This is a genomic window from Streptomyces rectiverticillatus (assembly GCF_013394065.1).
Taxonomy (GTDB): domain Bacteria; phylum Actinomycetota; class Actinomycetes; order Streptomycetales; family Streptomycetaceae; genus Streptomyces; species Streptomyces rectiverticillatus.
The window spans coordinates 1,317,337-1,339,723 of record NZ_CP040752.1 but is presented as its reverse complement, the minus strand read 5'-3'; the positions used below and the strand labels follow the sequence as shown (position 1 = coordinate 1,339,723).

Genomic DNA, 22,387 nt, shown 5'->3' with positions numbered 1-22,387 from the left:
GGAGCCCGCCGAGAACCAGGAACCTGAACCCGGCGGGGCGGCGGGCGGGGCGACGGTGACCTCGCTGACCGAGCGGCGGCTGGCCGCGCTGCCCCCGACGCCCGGCTGCTGCCGTCGGTGGCTGTCTATGACCAGCTGCTGCGACTGCGCAGGCGGTCCGCGGACAACCGTTCCGCCTATGAGGGAGAAGCACCATGACCGTGAAACGCAACCGTGGGCTGACCGAGCAGGCCGCCGACGCGGCTGTGGACCAGGCGTGCCCGGCTGCTGCGGCTGCCGACCGTAAGGTCGCAATATCCCGAGCTCGCCGCGGCGGCCATCCGCGACCAGATGACCTACCGCGGGTTCATGGCTGAACTGCTGCCGGCCCAGTGCGACGACCGGGCCCGGCGCCGGTCCGAGCCGAGGGCGTCAGAGGTTCCACCATGGCTACGCGAATCTTCCGGGTATGTGTGTGATCACGCACGGCATTGAACCATGGCCGGATGCGCGGGGGCGGGAGCCCGAAGTTCCCTGGCATTCGACACGGGTTGATACCGGGACATATAAGCCCCGAAGCATCAACGGTCATTTCGAACCGGCTCTTCGGCGCTTTCCGCGAAGGCGCGGGCCACAACCGGTGGCACCTGCTGCACCCACCGGTGACACGGCCAGGCACCTTGCGGGCCGGACTCCAAGTCCGGTTCCCGCCAGCGCCGACGATCACCCTCCCGTTTCATTGAACCAGCAACCAACGACGAGGAGAACCCATGAACGGCAAGGCAGTTCTGGTGACCGGTGGCAGCCGGGGTATCGGCGCGGCGATCGCACTGGCCATGGCCGAGGCGGGAGCCGATGTGGCCATCACCTACACGGCCGACGAGGCGGCGGCCAAGGAAGTGGTCCGCAGGATCGAGGCGATCGGCCGCCGCGCCGTGGCCGTCAGGGCGGACGCGGGCGACGTCGGTGACGCGGCGGGCGCCGTGGAGTGGGCGGTGCGGACGCTCGGCCGGCTCGACGTGCTGGTCAACAACGCGGGCGCGGGCGTCCTGGGTCCGCTCGCCGGGCTGACGCCGGCTGACGTCGACCGGGTGCTCGCGGTCAACGTACGGGGTGCTTTCCTCGCCTCGCAGGCCGCAGCGGGCCACATGGGCCGGGGAGGCCGGATCATCACCATCGGTACCTGCATGACCCAGCGGGTGCCCGGCCCCGGCGGAACGCTCTACGCGATGAGCAAGTCGGCGCTGACCGGGCTCACCAAGGCTCTCGCCCGGGAGCTCGGCGGACGGGGCATCACCGCCAACATCGTCCACCCTGGGCCGGTCGACACCGACATGAACCCGGCCGACGGGCCCCACGCGGCCCCCCAGGCCGCGATGACGGCCCTCGGCCGGTTCGGCCGTCCGGAGGAGGTCGCGGCCACGGTCGTCTTCCTCGCCGGGGACGGGGCCGCCTACATCACCGGATCCGAGTACTCCGTCGACGGCGGCCACGCCGCCTGATCGGCCCGGACAGCAGTGCCCTGTGCCTCTCGTCGCCTTGTTTTCGGCGACGAGAGGCACAGGGCTTCGACCGTAGAAGACCGCCTCCTCCAGGGGGCCGCCACCAAGGAGTGTCGATGGAGACCGAGAACAAGACCGGGCTGATCGTGCGGCCCGAGGCAGCCGAGCATGTAGCGCTGCCGCACGGCGGAGGCTTCCACCTGCTGGCCGACGCCGGCGACACCGGCGGGGCTCTGGGTGCCAACCGCCTTACCCTCGGGGAGGGCGCCGACGGCGCACGGCCGCATTACCACGCGCTGTCGACAGAGCTCTTCTACGTACTCGACGGCAGGGTGGAGTTCCTTGTCGGCGATGAGAGGGCGTCGGTGGGGCAGGGCGGGATGGTCATCGTGCCGCCAAAGGTGGCGCATGCCTTCGGTGCCGCTGCCGGCTGCACCGCCGAGCTCCTCGCGGTCCTGACGCCGGGGGTCGACCGCTTCGGATACTTCCGGGCGCTGGGCCGTATCCAGCACGGCATGGACTCCTTCGACAGCCTGCTGCCCGAACAGGTCCGCTACGACGTGCACTTCCTCGATGCGACAACCTGGCGTTCCGCCCGGACCGCGTAGCCGCTCGGCCATGCCGGGCGCCGGGCTCAGCCCGCCGTTGGTACCTCCCCGCCCCGGAGCAGGGGGCACAGAAGCGGGTCAAGGTCCGATTCCCGCCGGAAGCGGCAGCGCGCAACAGCCAGACTCGGAACCATGAATGACACAGACAGCAGGTTGCTCGGCTACTTCGACGCCGCGGCAGAAGGTTTCAGCGACCGGCTACGGGCGGTGCCGGACACGTACTGGGAGAGCGCCACGCCTTGCACCGAATGGAACGTGTGGCAACTGGTCAACCACATGATCCAGGGAAGCCGTATCTACACCTCGCTCCTGCGTGGCGGCAGCAGTGCGGAGTTCATGGCGAACCTGGATCAAGAGACGCTCGATGGCGACCTGGTGACCACCTACTCGGGTGCGGTGGCCGAGTGCCGGGCGGCGTTCCATGCCGCCGGCGCGCTCGACCGGATCGTCGACTATCCGTTCGGTCCCGTTCCTGGTCGGCAGTTGCTCGGCCTGTACGTCGTGGACGCGATCACCCACACGTGGGATCTCGCCCGCGCGGCGCGGCTCGATGAACGACTCGACGCACCCACGGTGCAGTGGGTCCTCGACAACTTCCAGTGGATCTACCACGGCGTCAGCGAAAGCCCGATCACGGACGGCAACCGCTACTACGGACCACCCACGGAGGCTCCGACGCCGGCTACCTCCGCGCAGGACCGCCTCCTCCGCACGATGGGACGCAGGCTGGACCAGGGCTGAACCCCGGGGAGGATGTGAGCCACGAATGCGCGCGTCTCCGCGTTCCTGCACGAGCTCACTTTCACGGCTCTGCCCCAGGAGGCGGTCGACCAGGCCCGGCGCTTCCTGCCCGCCGTCGGCGCACGGCCTCCGGCTCGATCGGGACGCCACCGCGCACACGCTCGGAATCGCCGAGTACCACGCCCCAGGGCTTTGATGATGCGGTGCATCGACCAACCCACCATGGTCAAGGAATGCGAAATGCCGATGTCCGACGCGGCGTCGGACATCACGCACTCCATGACGTGCTCGACGCATTGTCCGCGTCGCCCCCCGCGCCGCCCGGCGCCGGCCCATAGGGCCTCAGTACCCTAAGGCCTGTCCGACGGGTCGGGTCGGCGGGGAGCGTGGTCATGCCGTGCCCCCTGACGCGATCCGGTGGCCACTCGTGCGAGTGAAGTTCTTGAGGCCTGTTAGCTCAGGCGAGTGACTTTCTGGGTGCTTTCGGGTGTATCGGTCATGCCTGCCTCGCAGGAGTAACGGCACTGGGGAGGAGGAAGTGAAGTGGATCAGGATGCCCGTGATGGCGGCGGTCGCCGCCCTGGCCCTCACCGGAGCGTCCTCAAGGTCGAGTACGTCTACCGACACACCTTCGCCACCCGCACCGGGGCCCGGCTGAGGATCGCCACCTGGATCACCGGCTTCTACAACACCCACCGGCTACACAGCGTGTGCGGGTACTACAGCCCGATCGACTACGAGAAAGACCACCGAGCCAACTCCGACCTGGAGCCGGCCGCATAGAAGATCTCCACAGAACGAGGGGATTGACAGTCGTCGGTTGCCCAGCAGCCAGGTCGCGGGCCCCACCTTGAGGCGTTCTTCGGCTGCATGTACTACGCGGCCATGCGCCCCGCGGAGGTCATTCACCTCCGTCTCGAGCAATGCCATCTGCCCACGACCGGGTGGGGGATGCTCAATCTATCGGGCGGGGTCGTCACCGCCGGCAAGGACTGGACGGACGACGGTGCGGCCCACGAGGTGCACTCGCTCAAGCGCCGTGCGGCTACGGCCACCCGGCCTGTGCCGATCCCTCCTCAGTTCGTGCGCATGCTACGAGCGCACATCGAACGCTTCGGCGTGCCCAGGACGGTCGGTGACCACGCCAACCGCCTCGTCGAGCAGTCCATGCGCGAGTGGGACAGCGTCAGCAGGGGCGTGACGCCCGCCGGGTGACCCGGGGTTGGGCCGGAAATAGACCGGAACAGCTGGTCAGGAGCGGGATAGGCATGGGAGGAACTGGGAGATACGACGCAAACCTGACTGTGCTGGAGGCAAGGTCAGCGAAAGGCGCCTGGCGGGCGAAAGCCCAGGTCAGGCGCCTTTTTGCGGCACCTAGAAGAAGCCGAGCTTCTTCGCCGAGTAGCTCACGAGCAAGTTTTTCGTCTGCTGGTAGTGGGTCAGCATCATTTTGTGGGTTTCCCTGCCTATGCCCGACTGCTTGTAGCCGCCGAAGGCCGCGTGTGCGAACTTCTATGCAGCTCCGTAGCGTCGCCGAGGCCGGTGACCTGCGGATATGACCAAGAGTGAATGGCTTGACCACTGGATGTCACGGGCGCCACGGCTATCAGACGACCAGCTGTCCGAGATCACGATGGCCTTGGAGGTGGAGGAAGACGAAGGGGAGCAGTAGCTCCGCCCGGCTGCCCGAGGGGCCAGTGTGTCCCTCGAGGCCGGGGCGAGATCCCTGAAAGCCAGTTCTTTCAATTGATCAATACTGAGTCGGCCCCTGCCGCTCACCGAAGTGAGTGGTAGGGGCCTGACTGGACCGGCCGACCTCCTTCAATCGATCAATCGACTCACGAGGCGTACGCGTCCAGCAATTCGCGGACACCGACGTGATTCCGGTGAGGCTCGAAGCGGGCGAGTGTTCCCTTCACCCAATCGTTCAGACGGGGTGATGCCGTATGGAAGCTCAGGTTGGCGGCCCGCTCTGCTGAAGCTGTTGCTTCATCGAGGGCCCCGGCGTCGAGGTACGACCCTGCCAGCCAGCAGGCATACAGCCCCACTTCGCGAGCATGCGTATCGTCGTACGGTGCGGTCAGATTTTCCAAGATCGGCACAGCCCTCTTGGGCTGCCTCAGCTCAGCCCAGCACCGGCCAGCCATGATCTCTGTCTCTTCCCTGTTGATCCAATAGACCGTGTCCGGCTCCTCCACACGGGAGGTATCCCGCTTGTCGTGGGCGGCTTCAGATAGGCCGAGAGCGCGTTCGGCTCCGGCTGCGTTTCCCGTGCGCGCGCATGCCCATGCGAGGCGATCGGCGAGGACGACGCTCACAGCAGGAAGGACGTTCCTGGGTGCACATGCCAAGGAGGCCTCGGCCATCGCGACTCCCTCGTTGGGGTCGCTGGTAGAAGCCGTGAGATACGACAGCTCAGAGAGGGCTGTTGCACCCAACGTCGCGTTCCCCGCCTGGTTTGCCGCGCTGGCTGCGGCCTGAGCGTACTTCCTAGCATGCGGGATGCGCCCGGCGTCGAAGGCAGTCCACGAAGCGAACTGGTACAGCTCGGCGAGGGTAGACAGCAAGCTGCGTCCCACGGAATCAGAGTAGGTGCCGTGCGCGGCCATGCTGGCGAGGTGGTCGATCTCGGCGACCACCTTCGGGTAGACGGAGACGCCGCCGCTGTAGTCGTCGAGACGTCGCAGTGCCGCGAGGCGCCGGCCCGCACGCACAACGTCAGCCTGGCCGATGCGGCGGCCCTGCGCCATGGCTGAGGGGGTGGACAGCGCAATGCCAGCAACAGCCCCAGCTCCAAAGAATGCCCTACGGTCCACGGGAGGTACCAGCCCTTCCACATCCACTACGTCAACATCGGGCGCGGGGGAATCACCGTAACCGCAGAGGTCGGCTTCTAGCACCTGTTCGAGGAAGGGCAACCAGTCCTCCGGGTGCCGAAGCCCCTTCTCCCACCGGTACACGTAGTGACCGGTACACGTGCCCTTCCTCGCGGCCGACTCATCTCCCCACCGGGCGATGTTCAGTAAGCGCGCAAGCCTGCCTTGGGTGAGGCGCCGCGCTGTGCGCAGTTTCCGAATCTCGTCGCCGACAGCCATGGGCCTCCCCTTTGGGTCTCCTGGCATACAAGAGGCATAGCGATGGCCTACAGCCTGGCATCTATCCACATGCCCCCGTGCGCCGTTGACTGAACATCAGCCTTCGTGATGTTGGGGAGGACAGCTATGCGTGACAGCTCCAGAGCGTGGGTGGTGGATACAACCCACGACGACAAGTTGGGCGAAGTGATGGAGCAGCGGGGATCGCTGATCTGGCTTCGTCCGCCTGGCGGTGGCCGTGAGTGGCACTGCAAGCCCAGCGACGTGAGGCCGGCAACCAAGGACGAGCTGGCTGCCTCGGAGGTCGGTGTCTGATGTCCTGCTGCAAGGAAGGCGCGGAGCTGGACAAGGCCAAGGTCGACGCGCGCCGCAAGGGCGACATGTCCAAGGTCACGGACATCGTGGTCCTGATCGCCCAGCACAAGGGGAAGCACTGATGGCGCAGTATTTCCGCTACGCGGACTGGACGACCATCGTGGACCCGAATGTCTGCGCCGAGTACTCCGTGGAGTGCCTGGCGGAGGGGTGCGAAGCGGAGTTCAGCATTAAGGACGGCGAGCAGAGCGCCGAGACGTGGAGGAACGCCCACACCACCAGGACCGGTCATCGGAGGTTCTGGCAGACCTACGGGCACTCCGTGATCGTCGGGCCCCCGCCCGGCTCGGTCGTTGCCTCCCGAATCGCTGAGCACGAAAGGGCATTCGAGGGTCAGGACAGCCCCGTTGGATCTCGGCAGGCCCATACGGCCCACTAGTCTCCTGCCCCTCTGCCGGTCATACCGGGTTGGCACCTCCTGGCGGAGGGGCAGGTTCCATGCTCGTTCACCCGCTTGTGTGACGGTTGGCGGCGAGCGGGCGGCAAGTGCAGTACGGCGCGAGGAAGATCCTCGCACCGGCACAGTGAAGCACTTCCGAACGGAGGAGCGTCAAATGCCTGTTCACCGTCCCGCTGTGAGGAACTTTCTTGCGGGCCCCGCCTTGACTCCGGCAGACCTGTCGTTGGTGCTGCTCGTGCGCGAGGATGGCGCTCAGGCGAATCACCCCATGCCGACCGTTACACTCAGGGAGATCCCGAAGGTGCTCCGAGAGGCGGCATCCTTGGGTATTCGGTCGGTGAAGCTCTTTGCTGGCAGTCGCATGCGTGATGACCAGGCCACTCAGGCCGCGTCTCCGCACAGCTTGATGGCACGCTCTATCAGAGCCGCCAAGGATGAGGCCCCTGCAATCGCCGTCATGACGGAAGCCTGCGTCTGTTCCTACATCAGCAGCGGAGAGTGCTACCTCGCGGACCGGAACGTCGTGGACGTGAAGGCGACGGGGGAAGTGCTGGCAGCGCAGGCCGTCACTCAGGCTGAAGCTGGCGCTGACATTGTGGGGCCCGCGGCAATGATTCCGGGGACCACACGGGCTGTGCGGTCGGCATTGGACGAGTCGGGGCATTCCGATGTTTCGATCATGCCTCATCTGATCTTCGACTCGACGCTCTACGAGGGATACCGGGTCACCATGAGGGCCACGCCGGCCTCCGGCACCCGGGCGTTTCAGATCGCTCCGCGGCGGGCGGACCAGGCCGTCCGAACTGGGCTCGGCATGGTGGCTGAGGGCGCCGACATGGTTCTGCTGGAGCCGGCACTCTTCACTGTGGACACACTGATTCGACTGCGCGAGGCGTGTCCGGCCCCGCTGATGCCGTTCTCCGTCAGCGGCGAGTACAACCGACTCGCCCCTGCTGGGGCGGATGGCACACGAGATGTACGGCCCCTGATGGAAGCAGTCACCATGCTCAAGCGCGCAGGGGCCGAGCGCATCATCACGTACGGCGCTGTGGAGATTGCCCGCGCGCTCTAGCCCCGGATGGCCGCCAAGATGCCGTCCGCGCCCCGTTCCAGCAGTTCCTTCGCTACCGCCTGCCCCAGCCCCTCCGGGTCGCCCAAAGGGCTGCTGGCGGTGGCGCGGACCTGTTCTTTGCCGTCGAGGGAGGTCACTGTGCCGGTCAAGCGCAGGACGTTCGCATCCACTGTGGCGTACGCGCCTACGGGCACGGAACACCCGCCGTGCAGCGCCTCCAGCATCGACCGCTCCGCGCGCACGGTCGCGTCTACGACTGTGTCACCGATGTCGGCCAGCATCTCCCGAAGGCGCTCGTCTTCGGTGCGGACCTGGATTGCGAGCGCCCCCTGGCCGGGCGATGGCGGAAACGTCGCAACGTCGAGATGTTCAGAGACCTCGGCGCCGATTCCGAGCCGGCCGAGTCCAGCGGCGGCCAGGAGAACAGCATCAACGGCGCCAGGGCCTTTGAGTCGGCCGAGGCGTGGGGGGACGTTGCCTCGAATCGGGACGGTAACGATGTCGGGGCGCAGGGCAAGCAGTTGGGCGATGCGGCGCTGGGCTCCAGTTCCGACGCGGGCCCCAGCGGGAAGCGTGGCGAGGGTGTGGCCGCACAGCACATCCCGTACGTCCTTCCGGGGACCGGGCACCGGAAGGAGCATCAGGCCCGGTGTGGGCTCGGTGGGCAAGTCCTTGAAGGAGTGCACAACGACATCAACGTCTCCTGCGAGCAAGGCGCGCTGCTGCTTGCCGGAGAAAGCGTTTCCGCTCTCCGTTTTCGCTGCAACCGCGGCGAGCGACGGTGTCCGGCGGTCCTTGTCGCCGCCTTCCAGGATCACGCGCTGCTTGAACGTGACGTGCGGAAACTGCTTGCGCATCGGTCCCAGCCATTCCCTGACCTGCGCTCGGGCCAGACGGCTGGCCCGTGATCCGACAATCACCGTGGTCATGGCGTCAACTCCGCTTCTTCGCTGGAACGTTGCGCGCACATGCTACTGCGGTTCACCAGTGCCTTTTTCCGACTATTTGTCGGCGTGTTTTCCGACTAATTGTCGGCATTTGGGAATCGGAGGAACAGCCATGGCTGAGCACCCGAAAGACCGACCACGAGCCGCGTTCGAAGCATCGCTTCCACGTGTCACCGTATGGGCTGCCGTACTGATCCGCGACCACCTCAAACGCGTGCTGATGCTGCACAAGGCCGGGGCGGGGCCTCGCGCGTGGCAGCTTCCTGGCGGACACCTTGACCACGGCGAGTACCCCGTGGATGCAGCACTCCGCGAACTGAGCGAGGAAGCCAGCGTTGCACCCGGCCACCGTCCTCTGCGACTGATCGGCATCGACTTCTCGCTGCCTGCGAACGGCTGGACAGGGAACAGGACCGCGTACTTCTTCGACGGCGGCCAGCTCGAGGTCGAGTACATGGACGCCTGCGTAACGCTCTCCGACGAACACGACGACTGGGGCCTCAGGGCCATGACGGATTGGCAAACGATGATGAAACCCCCGGACTGGAATCGCGTTCAACACCTGGTCGATTCCGCCGACAACGGCACGGTCGCTTACCTCCACGCGATGGGAGAGCCGTCATGAGTACCCCTGAACTGATCCGCATCGGAAGTCGCGCGGCGCCGATGGCGGTCGTGCAGGCCGAGCAGGTAGCCGAGCTGATCCACAAGCACTCGCCGGACACTCGAACTGAGATCATCCCTCACACCACAGAGGCAGACCTCTGGCAGGGTGACCTGGCCCAGCTTGGCGGCAAGGGACTGTTCACCAAGGCCATCGACCAGATGCTTCAGCGCGGCAAAGTCGATGTCGCCGTGCACTGCATGAAAGACGTGCCGGGGGACCAACCCCTACCCAAGGGCCTGATCTTTGGGGCCTACCTCCCCCGCGAGGACGTTCATGATGTCGTCCTCTTCCCCAAAGGGTCGGACTACCGCACGCTCGATGACCTCCCCGCGGGCGCGGTAGTCGCGTCCTCGGCCGTACGTCGCAAGGCTCAGATTCTCAGGGACCGACCTCACCTGAACGTCGAGAGGGTTCGTGGCCTCGTCGGCAACCGTGTCGCAGCCCTCGACAAGGGTGACAAGGGCTGGAGCGCGATGGTCTTGTCCATGGCTGGGTTGCGACGCCTCGGCATGGAAGACCGAGCTGAAGAAGTACTCACCACAGAGCAGATGCTTCCCGCCGTGGGGGCCGGCGTCATCGGCGTAGAGTTCCGGCGCGACGACGGGCCAGTCGCTGGAATCCTCGAACAGATCAACCATGAGCAAACCATGAGGGAGCTGACGGCGGAACGCGTTATGCTCCACGGTCTCCTCGGCCACTGCAACTCGCCGATAGCTGGCCACTGCGTCACCGGCCCTGACGGCCAGCTCGTGTTGAGGGGCATGGTGTTCAGCCGCGAGGGCGCCAACTTCGTGCACGCCCAACTCTGGGGCGAGGAGCGCAATGATCCGGCGGCGCTCGGTCTGCGCGTCTGTGCTGACCTCGTACGCCAGGGAGCACGAGAGCTGATCATGGGAACTTACAGCAAGAGCTAGGTGTGATCCCCCAACAAGGGCTAGCGCGGGCCGCTTCGACAACCAGGGCCCGCGCTGCGGTCTCTCAACCACTTGCCGGCCGCGGGTGACTTCTTTCAATCCTTCAATCCTTCACGCACGGGTGACGGAGGCGGCCGCCAGTCGTTCCCGAGGCGACTGTTCACCGAAATTATGCAGGTCAGAGGCTCGTGGAGGGCTTGGCCGGCGCCTAAGGGTGTGACCCTCCGTGAAAACCCCAGACTCGTACAACATCGAAGGGCAGCACCCCCGGTGGGTCCCTCTCGTGATTGAATTAGCATTACCCCCGGGTGGGCGTGATTGAAGGAAAGGCGCGCTGGTGCGCGCTGGGCTTGCTCGTGAGCGTTGCGGGATTGAAGGAACGTGCAGGTCAACGGGCTCTCCTTCAATCCAGCAATAGCGCTCAGTGGGTACGAAGCCCTGCTGAATTCCGGGGTAAGGAACCGCGCGCAACGGGTGCGCGGTAAATAGGGGTCAACTCGGGAATTGTCAAGGGTTTAAGCCTGCGATATTCGCCACTTTCCGAACCCTTCCACTTTGCCATTTCTTGACTTGCGAAAGTTGTGGCTCGACACCTAATGTTCTGGGTGTCGGCAGGAAGCGACGCGAGACCGGCCCGGTAAGTACCCGCCTAGCGCCTCTAGCTAGGGCAGTAGGGAAAGCGGAGCAAGAGGTATCGCCAGTCACCCGACAGGGCGTGTGGACGCCGCCCCAAAGTCGCAAGTCAATGACCGGCCTCTCCGGCCCGAGAGGTGTAGAACGGCATTCCGGGCCACACGGAGTGAGTGCGAGATGAGGTGTTCAGCGTGAACCATGCAAGAGGTCCGTAATGGGGCTGAAGCTAATCGGCGTAGCCGACTCCCTTGTGAGCTGTTTAGCGAAGGGAAAGCGTGCGTCGTACATATCAGGGCGGGTGTCGGCCAGAACGACATTGCGGCGCGGGTAGCTAATCGTAGTTGAGACCCGCCTAGCGTCGGCAGTCTCCGGAATCAAATGTGAGGAGCAGTGATTAGGTACACCTTGAAGGTTGTGGTTCGACACTTCGAGGGGCCCTTGGGGACCGTTTGGGGTCCGTATGGTTCAAAGCCATCCTGGGGCGCTGGGTGCCCGCATGGGCACCGCAGGAAGAATCAAGGAGGGGTTATGACGTACGACGTCCTTCATGGCGTCCTCTGTTCTCGTATTGATGTGTTCTATGCGGATGGCAGATGGGCTAGAGCCGTGTATGTGCACCGTTCGGAATATCGGCACTGGGACGCGTGAGGATGGGGCCAATGAAGGGTTTTCGTGGACCCGTAGCTGTCGGTGCTCTACTCGCGCTTTGTGTTGGCATCGGCTTTGCGGCCGGCCATGAAACGCGACCGGTAGGCAATGACGCACAACGTGTTGCCGACTTTAATGATGGTTTCACGGACGGGCAACAGGATATCCGGGATCAGATTGCCTCGGTGATCGCCAGGAACCCGGATGAATGCTGGATTCGGGAAAACGTATCCGGAATACCGGGAGAGCCGGAGTGGTGTAAGGACTGACGGCCCTTGCTTGCACCCCAAAGGTTGTGGGTCGACACTTTGGGGTGCGGGCATGGCCCGTTAAGGTAAGGCTATTACTGAAGAGGGGTTGGGGAAGACCGTGAAGGAAACTCTTATAGCGTCCACTGATGACCGCAATGAGGCGGCGTCGATTCTGCATGAACATGCGGCAACGCTGGTCGGCATGGGGCGGGCGGGCCGTTATGGAGTACGACTGAAGAATGCCGGTCGTGCGGGGTGGTGGGTAATGCTCGTGGATCGTGGGGAGTGAGTCAATGAGCTATCACTACAGTGACCGGGATATGCGCGCAATCCTGATATCGGAAGCGCGACAGAGTGTCTTCCGTGTACGCCTTTGGCGTAGGTTCGGGCTCCGTGGTGCGGTCTTTGCTGAACTTGAGATCGCCGCGTCTTTACGGCGCCATGCACTGCATTACTCGCAAAGAGTGGGCGGCCCGCTGGGCTGAGCGGAACGTTGTGGCTCGACAGTGGTGAATGGCTTTGGCGGGGCCGCCACGAAGTGGCGGCCTCAGCCATGGCTAGTTACTCGACCTAGCTGCTTAGAACCGAGCAACAGGAGGCAATGAATGTCCCGCAGGAAGCGTATTGCACGTATAGCCGCAGCGATTCCCTTCGTGGAGGAGTTGGCGGAGTACACCAAGGAATGTCACAAGGGTGCGTCGATGCACATCGACCGGGAAGCGTTTGAGGGGCTTTGGTATGCCCTGCCAATTAGCCGGACTCGTGACGCAAAAGCCCTGGAAGAATCCAACTATGCGGTCATTGAGCGTGACCTTACCGAGCGATTTCCTGAGACCGTTGAGGCGCACTCGTTTGGGCATTGGGGCTACGGATGGTACGAGCGGCTGTATGTTCGGCGTGATGACGCTGCGGCCCTTTTGGCTGCTCAGCAATGGGTCGATGCTCTCGCAAGCTATGGGATTGCTGACGAAGAGCACTACAGCGAGACCGAATACGAGCACAATCACCCGAGCGAGCGGGAATGTTACTCGAATGATCCGGACTGTGGCTGTGAGGTGAAGTCTCACGAATGCTCGGAAATGTTGAGCGCTGCCGTTGAATCTGGCGAGGTCGCCAGTGCTGATGAGGCATGGTGGTGCGACTTCTGTAATGAATGGCGTGACCTGGATGACTCCGAGCGTGCGCGCCTCGTTGCGTGGGAGTACCGGAAAAACTGCCGTGCCATGGAAGGGGCCGGACAGCTAGCACTTGAAGTGGCCTGAACGGGTCCGGTGATGCGCGCCGTAAGGCGCGTGCCGCCGAATTCGGTCAATCGCCCGGATTGTTAGTGACTGGAGGTTTCCATGAGTGCGAAATACACCCGCGATGCGGTCTCTACTGCTGTAAATGCCGCAGCGGACATGGTGAGGGATGAGCTAAGCGCAGGTGAGCGAGACATCGACCTTATTAACATGATCGTAAACGCCACCTTAACCCTTCTGGATCGTCCGAACGTATCGCTGGATGGCGTTATAGGGGAAAACTACGACACGAGCCCGGAGGAGGTCCGTAGTTGGTGGAATTCCTGGTCTTGAGTTGCTGACGCGCTTTGATCGTCCCCGGAATGGGCCGGGGGCGGTCATGGCCTGTCAGAGGGCAGGCAAAAGAGAGGAGATGGCAACTATGAGTGAGGCGTACTACACCGCAGACCACCAGGAAGACGATTTGGATGGTGAGTTGCGGCATTTCTGGGTTGAGAAGCATGAGGGTAAGGAGTGGCACACCCTGGAGTTTCAGACCCTGAATGAGGGGATGGAGGTTGTGATCTCATCCGAGTCTCTAGATCCGAACTCGGAATGGGATTCGCAGGTCCGCCTAGAGGTTCGGCGGCAAGATATCCCGCTCATGATTGAGCGTTTGCGCGAAATCTTCGATAGGCGTGAGGGGATCGCGGGATGAGGACGTACGCCGTCAAGCCGAAAACGTCCGGGCAACGTTCCTACATTCGAACCACGATGGCGCGGGCCCTGGAGTCTCATTCCCGAGACAACGTATTCGTGGGCACTGAGTATGTGAATGCTGCTGTAGGCATGACGGCGGGCAATGTGTTGGGGGATGCGGAGACGTGGAGCCTCACCAAGGTGCAACTCATGGCGATTGTCCGAGCAATTAAGGTGCGCAGGGCCAAGCGTAAGCACGGCGTGTGGGACGTCAAAGCGTCTACCGCAACGCTCTTGGAATGGGCGTGGATAGAAGAGCGCGTCACTCTGGCCCTTCGTCAGGCGTGGCATGACGAAGGACGCCCATGGATGTGTGGATGTGGCGATGAGATCAACCGGTCCGTAATCCACTTCTCCTAGTACCCGAGGTGATCGACCGGCTTAGGTCGGTCGGTTGCCTCGCCTGCTAGGGCGAGAACCATGCAAGTCATCTAGGAAAGGAACATGCTCATGCCGCAATGGCAGCAGGGCGGTTATGACGGCCTTTTTCATCTGGGAGAGGAGGAAACGGAGGGGTATGGAGGCTACGTGGTTCGCGTGGACAGTGCGCCGAACCCTGAGAAGTGGTTTGCCTATGAATGGGAGCCGAGCAAGCGGGAGACCGTGTGGGTCGGTGAGGCACCGAACGCTGAGGTCGCACAGACGGCTGTTAAAGGTGATTTCCTGTGTGAAATCTACCGCAACGACGAAAAGGGGCACTGCCCGTTCCCGGGTGCGATCGTCCGAACGACCCTGTACAAGGGTGAGCGACTCCGCGTCATCGTCTGTGGCGAACACTCCGGAGTCATGAAGGATTGGGAAAGCGTCCGATTGGAGGAGTACCGGACTCGGTACGGCCTCATTCCCAATGAGCCGATCATCGGAGAGCGTGTCACTCCTCCGCTCGATCTCCCACCCATTCGTGAAGCTGTGGCGAACGCGGGCACGGTCACGGAACGGCACATGTGGATTGCACTCAATCGCGCGGTTCTACCGCTGGCCGACCTGCATTACTGGAGAGGGCACTTCGCGCGGTACCCCCTCGATTTGAACGCAGCACCTCGCATTGACGCGCTGAAGCGGTGGAAGCGCGCAGAGGAACACGCGCAGGACATGTACGCGGTCCATATGCGCGAAGACCACGGGCAGGGAAATGCCAACTTCCCGGATGAGTTGCTGCGGCTCCTGGAGCGTGAGGCTGTCGAATGGCTCAAGAGCAATGAGGAGGGTAAGTGAGAATGCGTCGACAATCTCAAGCAATCGCCATGGACTTGCGCTTCTCTCTGTATGCGAGCGAGGAAGGGGCGGTGTACAGAATCTACCCGGGCGGGGCAGGAACACGTCCTGAGCTCGTGGAGTACACAGCAGAGGAACGGAAAACGCACAGGGCCACTCGGGATGCCTTGCTGGACGAGTGGAAGAAGGTTGACCCAGAGGGTTACGAGCTCTGGAGCGTTGCCACCGCTTCCATGGAAGCCGGTGACGATACGGAGCTACTCGCCGGGTGGTCGGCCAAGCTGCTGACTGATGACGGCGTCGCTGTCGTTGATCCGTGTCGGTACTGCCGTGAATGCCGGGTGCGCCGATAGAACTCCTAGCCGCTTGCGTGGCCGGCCAGCCTCTCAGGGCTGGCCGGCTGTGCTGGCCACTAGGGAAAGGAGCCGCGGTGATCGGAAAGATCATCAACATGGATCAGGTGAGATGGGATGAGTCGAGGGAAACCGTTCATCTCCTCTCCATCAAGGACCAGCACCGCGGAATGGTGGTGCGAATGCATGCCCCTGATTCCGTAAAGGGTGAGAACTGGTATTCCTACTGGAACGACCCCGAAACGGATCGGTACATATGGGTTGCGAGCCAGGAGGATGCCCAATCAGCTCGATTCTGTCTGCTGGAGTATGTGACAAAGGGGATGCGAAAGCCCTACACAGTCGTCAGGAGCTGGGATGACGACTGGTGGGACTCTGCGGCCCGCCAATCAGGTGATGGGGCTGATGAAGCGCAGGTGTTCCACGTCTGGGCCCACTCAGCGGATGACGCTTCGGATGAGGCGGATGAGCTTGCTCTAGCGCTCTTCGGTCGGCGAGTGGCTGGCTACCTGAGGACTGTCGTAATCCTGCATGGGCATGCGCCGGAGGTAGAAGAGTAGTGAGCTGGAGGTATCAAGCCCAGTTCGGGATTTACTTCGACCTGGACAGAGGAAACATGAGAGCCTGGATAAGGCTGCTCGACCGAAAGGTACATCAAACACTTCTGAACGAGAGCGGCATCCCGGTCGCCGACTCGATGACGTTTCTTCCGGTCGAGCGATTCAGGGATCTTGGATGGGAAGTCAACCCCGTGCGCTCCGACTGGAAGTTCAGCCTGGACACCTATTACACCCAAGATGTGTCCACGATTGAGGGGGAGAAGGAATGAAGCCAGCTATGTCGGCCGTCGAGATCGAGGTCTACCGGAAGTTGGACGGTGATGGATATCGACCCTGGCTCAAGGCGACTGCCGACCTTCCAAGTGGGTTGGACCGTGACCGAGCGGACGCGGCAGAAGCTTTGGCCGGGGCCTTGACTTGTCTGTGGGCACAGCTTCCAAAGTCTGGCCGGCCCGCCCTTGCCGATCTGGTGGCCGAGGCAGTGTTTCCAGGGCTCGGCAGCATCTATGCATCGAGTGAAGGACGGTTGGTAGCCGCCAGCGCGTAGCGGTTGATCTCTGGTGAAGGCCGGGCCTGGCAGGCCCGGCCTTTGTCATGGGTGCACCGCGCTCAAGGTGTGGGGCTGAATGCCTTACACCACCTGAACATCGTGAAGGGAGAGAAATGACCGGCGAAGCTCAGCAGATTCGGGATGAGTGCAAGTTCGGGCACGTGGCGATAGGGAGGCTTCCAAACATTTTTGGCTTCCATGTCACGGTTGAATGGGACGTCACTCGCTCAGGAGTTCGCGTCACCATCTTCGATACCGACTGGGAGCCCGTGTGTCGAATTACCGACGAGTCTAAGGAAGTTGGCTTCGACGGTTCGGCGGAACCGCTACCGTGTGATGCGGTCCTGGCAGTGCTGTGGCCGTTGCACGTGGGCGTGACCCGGGGGGACTGGTTGGAACATCCGCCGACCGTCGTTTGGGAGTGTGCGGATCACGATGACATCGCCTGGGCTGGTCCCGCCGAGGTGGACCGTGCCACCAGGGCCAAGATCGAAGCGGTTGCCAGTCAGCGGCTGACGGACCGTGCAGGAGAGCAGGGAGAGGAATGAAGGAAGCAACCGAGCTGGCTCGCTTCGTCTGGGCGAACCGTGAGGCTTTCGGAGCGGCGTTGGCTGACCACCATGAGGAAGACGCGGAAGGCGAGGATCCCGCCCGGTGGCTGGACTTCCTCCTGTCGCAGTACACCGAGGCACTGCTTGGTGAGTGTGGTGACAGCAGGGTCGGCGTCGAACGCGCCTTGGATGACCTCAGGGGCAGGCCAGGGGGCGTCTTGGATAGTGCGGTTGAGCTGGCAACGATGCCTTCTGCGGAGTTTAGGAAGTGGCTCCTTATCGTGCTTTCGCAGGGGCGCCCTTACCCGGCGGTGGCGATGTCGCCGGAAGAGCTGAATGCCCTTGACTGTGACCAGCTCCAGAAGGTGTTGAAGCGGCTTGCGTGAAGCGCGGCTGTGTATCCGGCACCACCACTACGCCCTTCGGGCCCTCATCGCTTCCTCGCGAGCGGTGGGGGTCCGTGGCGTATCAGCGAAGGAAGGTAAGCGCGAACAATGGCAGTTCGACAGGTAGTTCTTGAGCGTCTGTGCGACCCCTGTAAGAAGGCGGGGAAGGAAGTCGTAGCAACCGGACAGATCAGCGTCCGGCGATCGTGGGACCTGTGCCCGATGCACGAGGAGAGGTATGACACCTACCTCGGTGAGGCGCTGGGTGACGAAGACATGACGGCCGGCACCGTGGTCCAGGAGGACGAGAGGACCGAGAGCGGCGGCCAGGACCAGGCCGAGGAACCGGAGCGATCCGCCGAGGAGCCGACGCCCAAGCAGTCCGACGAAGCCGAACAGAAGCCCGTGCCGGTGGTCGCCGAACTGGAGGAAGCCAAGGAGAACCGCGGAGGCCGGAAGCAGAAGGCGGCCGCAGAAGAAGAGGCGGTCTCCCCCCAGGAGAGGACCGTAGTCGTCACCGGTGAGGTCTCCGGCTACAAGGCGGCCGAGGTTCGTCAGGCTGTCGAAGCGCTCGGCTACAAGATCGTGAATGACGTGGATGCGAACACGAGCCTGATCATCTGCGGTAGGCGGCCGGCGACCACCAAAGTACATGACGCCCGGTACCACAAGACGCCCGTATTTGACGCCTCCCAGGTGGCTGCCTTCCGCGAGGCACTGACGGCCGGAGAGTTTCCGACGGGAAGCAAGCTCCCCGAAGCTAAGTCGAAGCGGCAGAAGTCTCCGATGACTGCGGCGAGTTGAAGGGGTAGGCAGTGAAGATCAATATTGACTACTCGGGCATGGTCACTGGGCAACTGAAGCGCCTGATCGACGACTACGCCCCGCATATCGAGTGGTCCCCCGTCGGTCTGCTCGGGGGCGTGCTCAGCGCGTACTCCGCCATGCTCCCCACCGCACGCGTTCAGCGTGGCAACGGCTCCTTGAACCTTCTCCTGCAAATGCTGCTCTGTGGCGAGTCCGGTGAAGGCAAGGGCGAGACGTGGAAGATCAGCCGCGGACTCATGGCCGACGCTGACCCGACCTTCACCAACAGCAAGATCATCGACGGTGTGGTCGGTGGCTCGGGACTGATCGAAGCAATCGCGGCTCACGAAGGCTACGCCTTCATTTTCGAGGTCGAATTCAACAAGATTGCGCGCGCGGCAAAAGGTAACGCCTCACTCTCACAAACGCTTCGCAAGCTGTACGACGGCGACGCGGTAGGCATCACCCGCGGGCAAGGTAAGAGCATTCGAGTTGAGGATCCGTACGTTCCTCTAATGGCGCACACCACGCCTGCGGAGTTCATGCTCAACTTGTCGAAAGCCGACCTTGCCGGTGGCTCGTTTAACAGGATGATGTTCGTTCCCGTGGCGACGGTCCGCGAGCTGAGTGAACGCCATCGCATGCCGGAAGGACTCGCGCAATCTGCGTGTGACACCTTCCTCGAAGCGGTTCGGCACGCTCGCAAGATCGAGTTCTTGCCGTTGGAGGACGACGCCTACGACACGGCCGACCGGATCCGCGGAGAGATGCGGACGAAGGTCAAGAGCGACGAGGTCCTGAAACCCTACGGCGCTCGCGTCAACGAGCAGATTCGTAAGGTGGCAGCCCTCTACTCACTCTTCGACCTGCGGCGATCGGTCACCAGCGATGACCTGGAGGCCGCGCGCGCATTCGTGGAATACACCCTCGATGCCGTCGCCGACATGGTGAACGGGAGCCTGCAACCCGGTGTGACCCTGCACGATCACATTCGGAAGCACCTGGCGAAGTACGGCGGCATCACCACCCGCTCCATCCTGCTTCGATCCTTGGGAGCGCGGGCCACCGCGGATTCTCTGCTGGCGGCAATCGACCGCATGCCGGACGTCGAGTACTACGAAGAAGCACGCCGGCCCGGCCAGCAAGGCCGGTCGCCAATCATCATCCAGTTCGTGGAAGAGGACCAGGACGACGACCAGGAGCCGGACGAAACGGCAGACGTTGAGTCGGCTGGCGCAAAGATCATCGAACTACCTCGGCAAGGGAGGCGTTCGCTGGCTGAGGTTCCCGCGGTGGGAAGGCCGCAGGTGCCCGAGCCGTCGGTTGAGGTGTTCCGAGCGCTGATCTGGAGCGAGCCGGCCGAGCTGGCTTGTCAGAGGGGAGTGACATCATCGTGAGCATGAGAGCACCCACGTGGTACATGGATGGACAGCTTTCTCTCGATCGCCGACGCGTGAGAGAGGCCTACGCCATCGTGGCTCGGGTCGAGGACGAGATCCCGCCGGGTGATCCGGCTACTGACAAGCTTCAGGATGCTCGAGCTGAGGCGTTCGTTGCGGAGCGGCTGTTCGCCGAGCGCTTCATGGAGCTGGCGAATACGGATGGCCGCGGAGTCGGGGATCGGTTCCAGGCTGGCGATGTCGTGATGGATGCGAATGGTGACCTCTGGCAGCGAGCCCGTGACGAAGACGTTGCCAAGGGATGGCCGTGGGCCTACATGACAGAAGGCCTCGGTGATGCTGAGGGAGGCTTGGAGGAAGAGCACCCTGCCCGCCCCCTTCGACTGCTGATCCGTGATGGGCGCCCGCTCGGCGGGGTCCAGGTGCGCGAGTAGGGGTGCAGGCAGTGGGGGCAGATCGCGAACGTCTGGTTCGAATCGAAAGTGATCTCGGAGGCGATGGAGTGGGGGTGAGTGCTGTGCCTGTCGCCGACGTGGGGACGGGCGAGGTGCGACTGTTGCGCGAGAAGTGCAGTACCTGCATTTTCAGGGCGGATAGTCCGTACCGCACGGGGGAGCCCGGTGGGCTCGCGAAGGGCAGAGTCCACCAGATGGTGCAAGAGTCCATCCGCAGAGAAGGCCATATCGTTTGCCATGCCACCTTGGGACGCGAAAACGAGGGGGAAGGCGCCATCTGTCGCGGCTTCGCTGACCTCCACGGGGAGCATTCATTAGCTCTGAGGTTTGGCATGGCCCTGGGGGCCGTGCGAGAGGTGCCCGAACCGGGTAAGGGTGACTGACGCGCACCTCAACGGGGGCCGGCTGAAGAGGCGAGGTCGGCCCCACGCACGAGCCAGAAGAGCAGACTCGACCGTGACGCCTCTCGCGGTCTGGGAGACGGTGAGTGCTCGATTGATCCATGATGTCGATCATGGATACCAAGAGACTGCTCACACTTGCCAGTGTCGCCGGCTTACTGCTGAGCCTGTCCGCCTGTGAGGACGGCGGCACCGGCGCCGTTGATGCGTTCAAGGAGGAAGCGGCCGTCATCGCGCGGCAACACGGTGACACGAATGGCAAGTTCGTTGGCCTGATCGCGAGCAACGCCGACACCACGCTGAAGCGGCTCTGTGAAGCCGTGAAGGCGGAGGACGGCATTAAGGTCATCGGCACGAACATGGCTTGGGAGGTGGCGCTGAAGCAGGCCGCCGGCGACCAGGCCCCATCGCAGACGGAGATCGGCAACTTCAGCCACGCCGTGAGCCACAAGCTCAAGCAGATGAACAGTGACCCCGGCCGCTTCGGTAAGGCGGCGGAGCAGTCACGCAAGGGAAAGGGATGAATGTGGAAATTGACTACGAGCGGCAACCCGAGCCCGCTGAAGAAAAGAATGCTCAGCAGCAGGCCGCCGAGGCATGGGATGCCATTGAGGCAGCCGGCTACGAGGTGATCTCGGTGGACGGCGTCAAGCTCGACGTCGAGCTTGATTGAAAGAAGGGCAAGAGCCCCCCGGAGCCAGCTGGCGGAGGGGGCTCTGTCGCGCGAGGCGGGTGGGTTCTTTCAATCCTTCAATCCCTCAACGGGGCAAGCCGGAGGCCTGGTTGGCGTCTCGCTCGGCCTCGCGGGTCTTGCTATCCTCCACACGCTGGGTGACTTCACCAGCCCCCAGGAGCGCGGCGACCAGGCCAAGGATCGCCTCTTGCGGGAGGTCCTGCACGTACGTGGCAGCGAGAGCTACGGCCGCGGCTGCAATGCTGTACAGCCGGGCCGGGTGTCTGCGGGCCAGCTCCAGGAGCGGAAAGGGCTCGGCCGGCCCCCGGTGCCGACCGCGTTTCGGCATCGACGCCATTACGCTGCCCGTCCGAAGTCCCGCTTCAGACGGGCAAGCTGGAGCTTGCCCGGGAGGCCATCCGCCTCCGAACCGGTGTCGCCGATCTTGAGTTGATACTTCCGCATGGACGCGGCGTCAGCGGAGGTCCACACCGGGCCGGGGCCCTCTTCGTATGCCGAGCATCCGGCCGCCACGAGCATCCGGCCGAGGCGGGTGATGTGGTCCCCCTTCGCCCCAGGGCCGTAGGCCAGGCCGTCAATGACGACTTGGCGGCCGGAGCCGGACGGGGTCGACGGCTGGCTACTACCGCCGCTGGGAAGATCGTCCTCAGATGCTTCCTGCCCGAAATAGGTCACGCCGTCACGGCCCTTCCAAGCCGGATCGGCGCAGACGATGCCCTCCGGATAGTCCGGGTAGCCGTAGCCGTAGACCCAACTCGACTTTCGAGGACGGGCCTTTTGGTAGACCCCATCACCTTCCGCGCTACCACTGTCGTTGGTGTTGCCTTCGACCGTGTAAATGGTGTCGTCCGTGTACGAGGTGACGATGCCGACGTGTGTGCCGCCCCCCGATCCGTAATACACCACGGCGCCGACGCCGGGATACTCGGAGAATCGGTCCTGGTCTTCGAACCAGCTCACCCCTTCGAAGCAGCTCGCGGTGACCGGCGCGAGGTCACTCGCCCCAGCCTCCTGGAAGACCCAGCTCACGAAGGTGGAGCACCAGGGCTGTTCGTCGGACCACTCAAGGCCAGCCACGGCACCTGAGAACTTCTGGGAATTGTCCCAGTGGCCGCCCGAGTAGCCTTCCTGGTAGCCCACCTCATCGCGGGCAATGTCGAGAACCTTCTGTGCAACAGACATGCGATCTCCTGTTATTGGGCAT

The 22,387-nt window shown here is 63.4% G+C and carries 26 protein-coding genes and 3 pseudogenes; 25 read left to right on the top strand and 4 right to left on the bottom strand.

Features of this window, described 5'->3' with window-relative positions:
* Positions 1–194: 194 nt before the first annotated feature.
* The 6 genes and pseudogenes from FGW37_RS33210 to FGW37_RS05475 form a co-directional block, all read left to right on the top strand.
* Positions 195–408, top strand: a pseudogene (locus tag FGW37_RS33210) (IS21-like element helper ATPase IstB); the annotation flags it as partial.
* A gap of 341 nt (positions 409–749) precedes the next feature.
* Positions 750–1,481 carry an SDR family oxidoreductase gene (locus FGW37_RS05495; protein ID WP_179080033.1) on the top strand — a complete coding sequence of 244 codons (732 nt, stop codon included), beginning with the start codon at positions 750–752 and terminating at the stop codon, positions 1,479–1,481.
* A 116-nt stretch (positions 1,482–1,597) separates the two neighbouring features.
* Complete coding sequence (locus FGW37_RS05490) at positions 1,598–2,089, top strand: cupin domain-containing protein (protein WP_179080032.1); 492 nt, start codon at positions 1,598–1,600, stop codon at positions 2,087–2,089.
* 132 nt (positions 2,090–2,221) lie between these two features.
* Positions 2,222–2,830, top strand: coding sequence for a TIGR03086 family metal-binding protein (locus tag FGW37_RS05485; RefSeq protein ID WP_179080031.1), 609 nt, complete (start codon positions 2,222–2,224; stop codon positions 2,828–2,830).
* Between the two features lie 543 nt (positions 2,831–3,373).
* Complete coding sequence (locus FGW37_RS05480; protein WP_179080030.1) at positions 3,374–3,613, top strand: IS3 family transposase; 240 nt, start codon at positions 3,374–3,376, stop codon at positions 3,611–3,613.
* Between the two features lie 42 nt (positions 3,614–3,655).
* Positions 3,656–4,045: pseudogene (locus tag FGW37_RS05475) on the top strand (hypothetical protein); the annotation flags it as partial.
* A 159-nt stretch (positions 4,046–4,204) separates the two neighbouring features.
* On the opposite strand, the pseudogene FGW37_RS05470 reads toward FGW37_RS05475, so the two are convergent.
* Positions 4,205–4,336: pseudogene (locus FGW37_RS05470) on the bottom strand (aldehyde dehydrogenase family protein); the annotation flags it as partial.
* 332 nt (positions 4,337–4,668) lie between these two features.
* On the bottom strand, positions 4,669–5,925 hold the full coding sequence (locus tag FGW37_RS05465) for a helix-turn-helix transcriptional regulator (protein WP_179080029.1): 1,257 nt from the start codon (positions 5,923–5,925) through the stop codon (positions 4,669–4,671).
* A 314-nt stretch (positions 5,926–6,239) separates the two neighbouring features.
* On the opposite strand from FGW37_RS05465, the gene FGW37_RS33825 reads away from it, so the two are divergent.
* From FGW37_RS33825 to FGW37_RS05455, 3 genes are all read left to right on the top strand, one after another.
* The gene (locus FGW37_RS33825) at positions 6,240–6,362 is read left to right on the top strand and encodes a hypothetical protein (RefSeq protein ID WP_281394711.1); all 123 of its coding nucleotides are present in this window, start codon (positions 6,240–6,242) and stop codon (positions 6,360–6,362) included.
* Entirely contained in the window at positions 6,362–6,679 is a 318-nt protein-coding gene (locus FGW37_RS05460; protein ID WP_179080028.1) for a DUF7848 domain-containing protein, read from the top strand. The genes FGW37_RS33825 and FGW37_RS05460 overlap by 1 nt, the downstream gene beginning before the upstream one ends.
* A gap of 175 nt (positions 6,680–6,854) precedes the next feature.
* Entirely contained in the window at positions 6,855–7,772 is a 918-nt protein-coding gene (locus FGW37_RS05455) for a hypothetical protein (protein ID WP_179080027.1), read from the top strand.
* On the opposite strand, the gene hemC (FGW37_RS05450) is transcribed toward FGW37_RS05455, so the two are convergent.
* Positions 7,769–8,701 (bottom strand): hydroxymethylbilane synthase, encoded by a 933-nt coding sequence (hemC, locus tag FGW37_RS05450; RefSeq protein WP_179080026.1) that lies wholly within the window; start codon positions 8,699–8,701, stop codon positions 7,769–7,771. The two genes, FGW37_RS05455 and hemC (FGW37_RS05450), sit on opposite strands and share 4 nt — an antisense overlap.
* Positions 8,702–8,831: 130 nt before the next feature.
* On the opposite strand from hemC (FGW37_RS05450), the gene FGW37_RS05445 reads away from it, so the two are divergent.
* The 16 genes from FGW37_RS05445 (at position 8,832) to FGW37_RS05370 (ending at position 21,162) form a co-directional block, all read left to right on the top strand.
* The gene (locus FGW37_RS05445) at positions 8,832–9,344 is read left to right on the top strand and encodes an NUDIX hydrolase (protein ID WP_179080025.1); all 513 of its coding nucleotides are present in this window, start codon (positions 8,832–8,834) and stop codon (positions 9,342–9,344) included.
* The gene (gene hemC, locus FGW37_RS05440) at positions 9,341–10,300 is read left to right on the top strand and encodes a hydroxymethylbilane synthase (protein ID WP_179080024.1); all 960 of its coding nucleotides are present in this window, start codon (positions 9,341–9,343) and stop codon (positions 10,298–10,300) included. The genes FGW37_RS05445 and hemC (FGW37_RS05440) overlap by 4 nt, the downstream gene beginning before the upstream one ends.
* A gap of 2,137 nt (positions 10,301–12,437) precedes the next feature.
* Positions 12,438–13,094, top strand: a complete 657-nt coding sequence (locus FGW37_RS05435; RefSeq protein WP_179080023.1) for a hypothetical protein — start codon at positions 12,438–12,440, stop codon at positions 13,092–13,094.
* Between the two features lie 81 nt (positions 13,095–13,175).
* A complete protein-coding gene (locus FGW37_RS05430; protein ID WP_179080022.1) occupies positions 13,176–13,406 on the top strand; it encodes a hypothetical protein in 231 nt (76 codons plus the stop codon).
* Positions 13,407–13,494: 88 nt separating this feature from the next.
* A complete protein-coding gene (locus FGW37_RS05425) occupies positions 13,495–13,770 on the top strand; it encodes a hypothetical protein (protein WP_179080021.1) in 276 nt (91 codons plus the stop codon).
* Positions 13,771–14,261: 491 nt separating this feature from the next.
* A complete protein-coding gene (locus tag FGW37_RS05420) occupies positions 14,262–15,026 on the top strand; it encodes a hypothetical protein (RefSeq protein WP_179080020.1) in 765 nt (254 codons plus the stop codon).
* Positions 15,027–15,055: 29 nt separating this feature from the next.
* Positions 15,056–15,379 carry a hypothetical protein gene (locus FGW37_RS05415; RefSeq protein ID WP_179080019.1) on the top strand — a complete coding sequence of 108 codons (324 nt, stop codon included), beginning with the start codon at positions 15,056–15,058 and terminating at the stop codon, positions 15,377–15,379.
* A 77-nt stretch (positions 15,380–15,456) separates the two neighbouring features.
* On the top strand, positions 15,457–15,939 hold the full coding sequence (locus FGW37_RS05410) for a hypothetical protein (RefSeq protein WP_179080018.1): 483 nt from the start codon (positions 15,457–15,459) through the stop codon (positions 15,937–15,939).
* The gene (locus FGW37_RS05405) at positions 15,939–16,208 is read left to right on the top strand and encodes a hypothetical protein (RefSeq protein ID WP_179080017.1); all 270 of its coding nucleotides are present in this window, start codon (positions 15,939–15,941) and stop codon (positions 16,206–16,208) included. Before FGW37_RS05410 ends, FGW37_RS05405 begins: the two co-directional genes overlap by 1 nt.
* Positions 16,209–16,602: 394 nt before the next feature.
* Positions 16,603–17,037 carry a hypothetical protein gene (locus tag FGW37_RS05400; protein WP_179080016.1) on the top strand — a complete coding sequence of 145 codons (435 nt, stop codon included), beginning with the start codon at positions 16,603–16,605 and terminating at the stop codon, positions 17,035–17,037.
* A complete protein-coding gene (locus FGW37_RS05395; protein ID WP_179080015.1) occupies positions 17,034–17,426 on the top strand; it encodes a S41 family peptidase in 393 nt (130 codons plus the stop codon). The genes FGW37_RS05400 and FGW37_RS05395 overlap by 4 nt, the downstream gene beginning before the upstream one ends.
* Positions 17,427–17,534: 108 nt before the next feature.
* Entirely contained in the window at positions 17,535–18,230 is a 696-nt protein-coding gene (locus FGW37_RS05390) for a BRCT domain-containing protein (RefSeq protein ID WP_179080014.1), read from the top strand.
* 11 nt (positions 18,231–18,241) lie between these two features.
* Positions 18,242–19,630: a DUF3987 domain-containing protein gene (locus FGW37_RS05385; protein WP_179080013.1), complete on the top strand. Its 1,389-nt coding sequence runs from the start codon at positions 18,242–18,244 to the stop codon at positions 19,628–19,630.
* 2 nt (positions 19,631–19,632) lie between these two features.
* On the top strand, positions 19,633–20,067 hold the full coding sequence (locus FGW37_RS05380) for a hypothetical protein (RefSeq protein ID WP_179080012.1): 435 nt from the start codon (positions 19,633–19,635) through the stop codon (positions 20,065–20,067).
* Positions 20,068–20,602: 535 nt separating this feature from the next.
* Positions 20,603–21,013 carry a hypothetical protein gene (locus FGW37_RS05375; RefSeq protein WP_179080011.1) on the top strand — a complete coding sequence of 137 codons (411 nt, stop codon included), beginning with the start codon at positions 20,603–20,605 and terminating at the stop codon, positions 21,011–21,013.
* Between the two features lie 2 nt (positions 21,014–21,015).
* Positions 21,016–21,162, top strand: a complete 147-nt coding sequence (locus tag FGW37_RS05370; RefSeq protein WP_179080010.1) for a hypothetical protein — start codon at positions 21,016–21,018, stop codon at positions 21,160–21,162.
* A 357-nt stretch (positions 21,163–21,519) separates the two neighbouring features.
* On the opposite strand, the gene FGW37_RS33205 is transcribed toward FGW37_RS05370, so the two are convergent.
* Positions 21,520–22,365, bottom strand: coding sequence for a peptidoglycan-binding protein (locus FGW37_RS33205; protein ID WP_179080009.1), 846 nt, complete (start codon positions 22,363–22,365; stop codon positions 21,520–21,522).
* Positions 22,366–22,387: the final 22 nt, after the last annotated feature.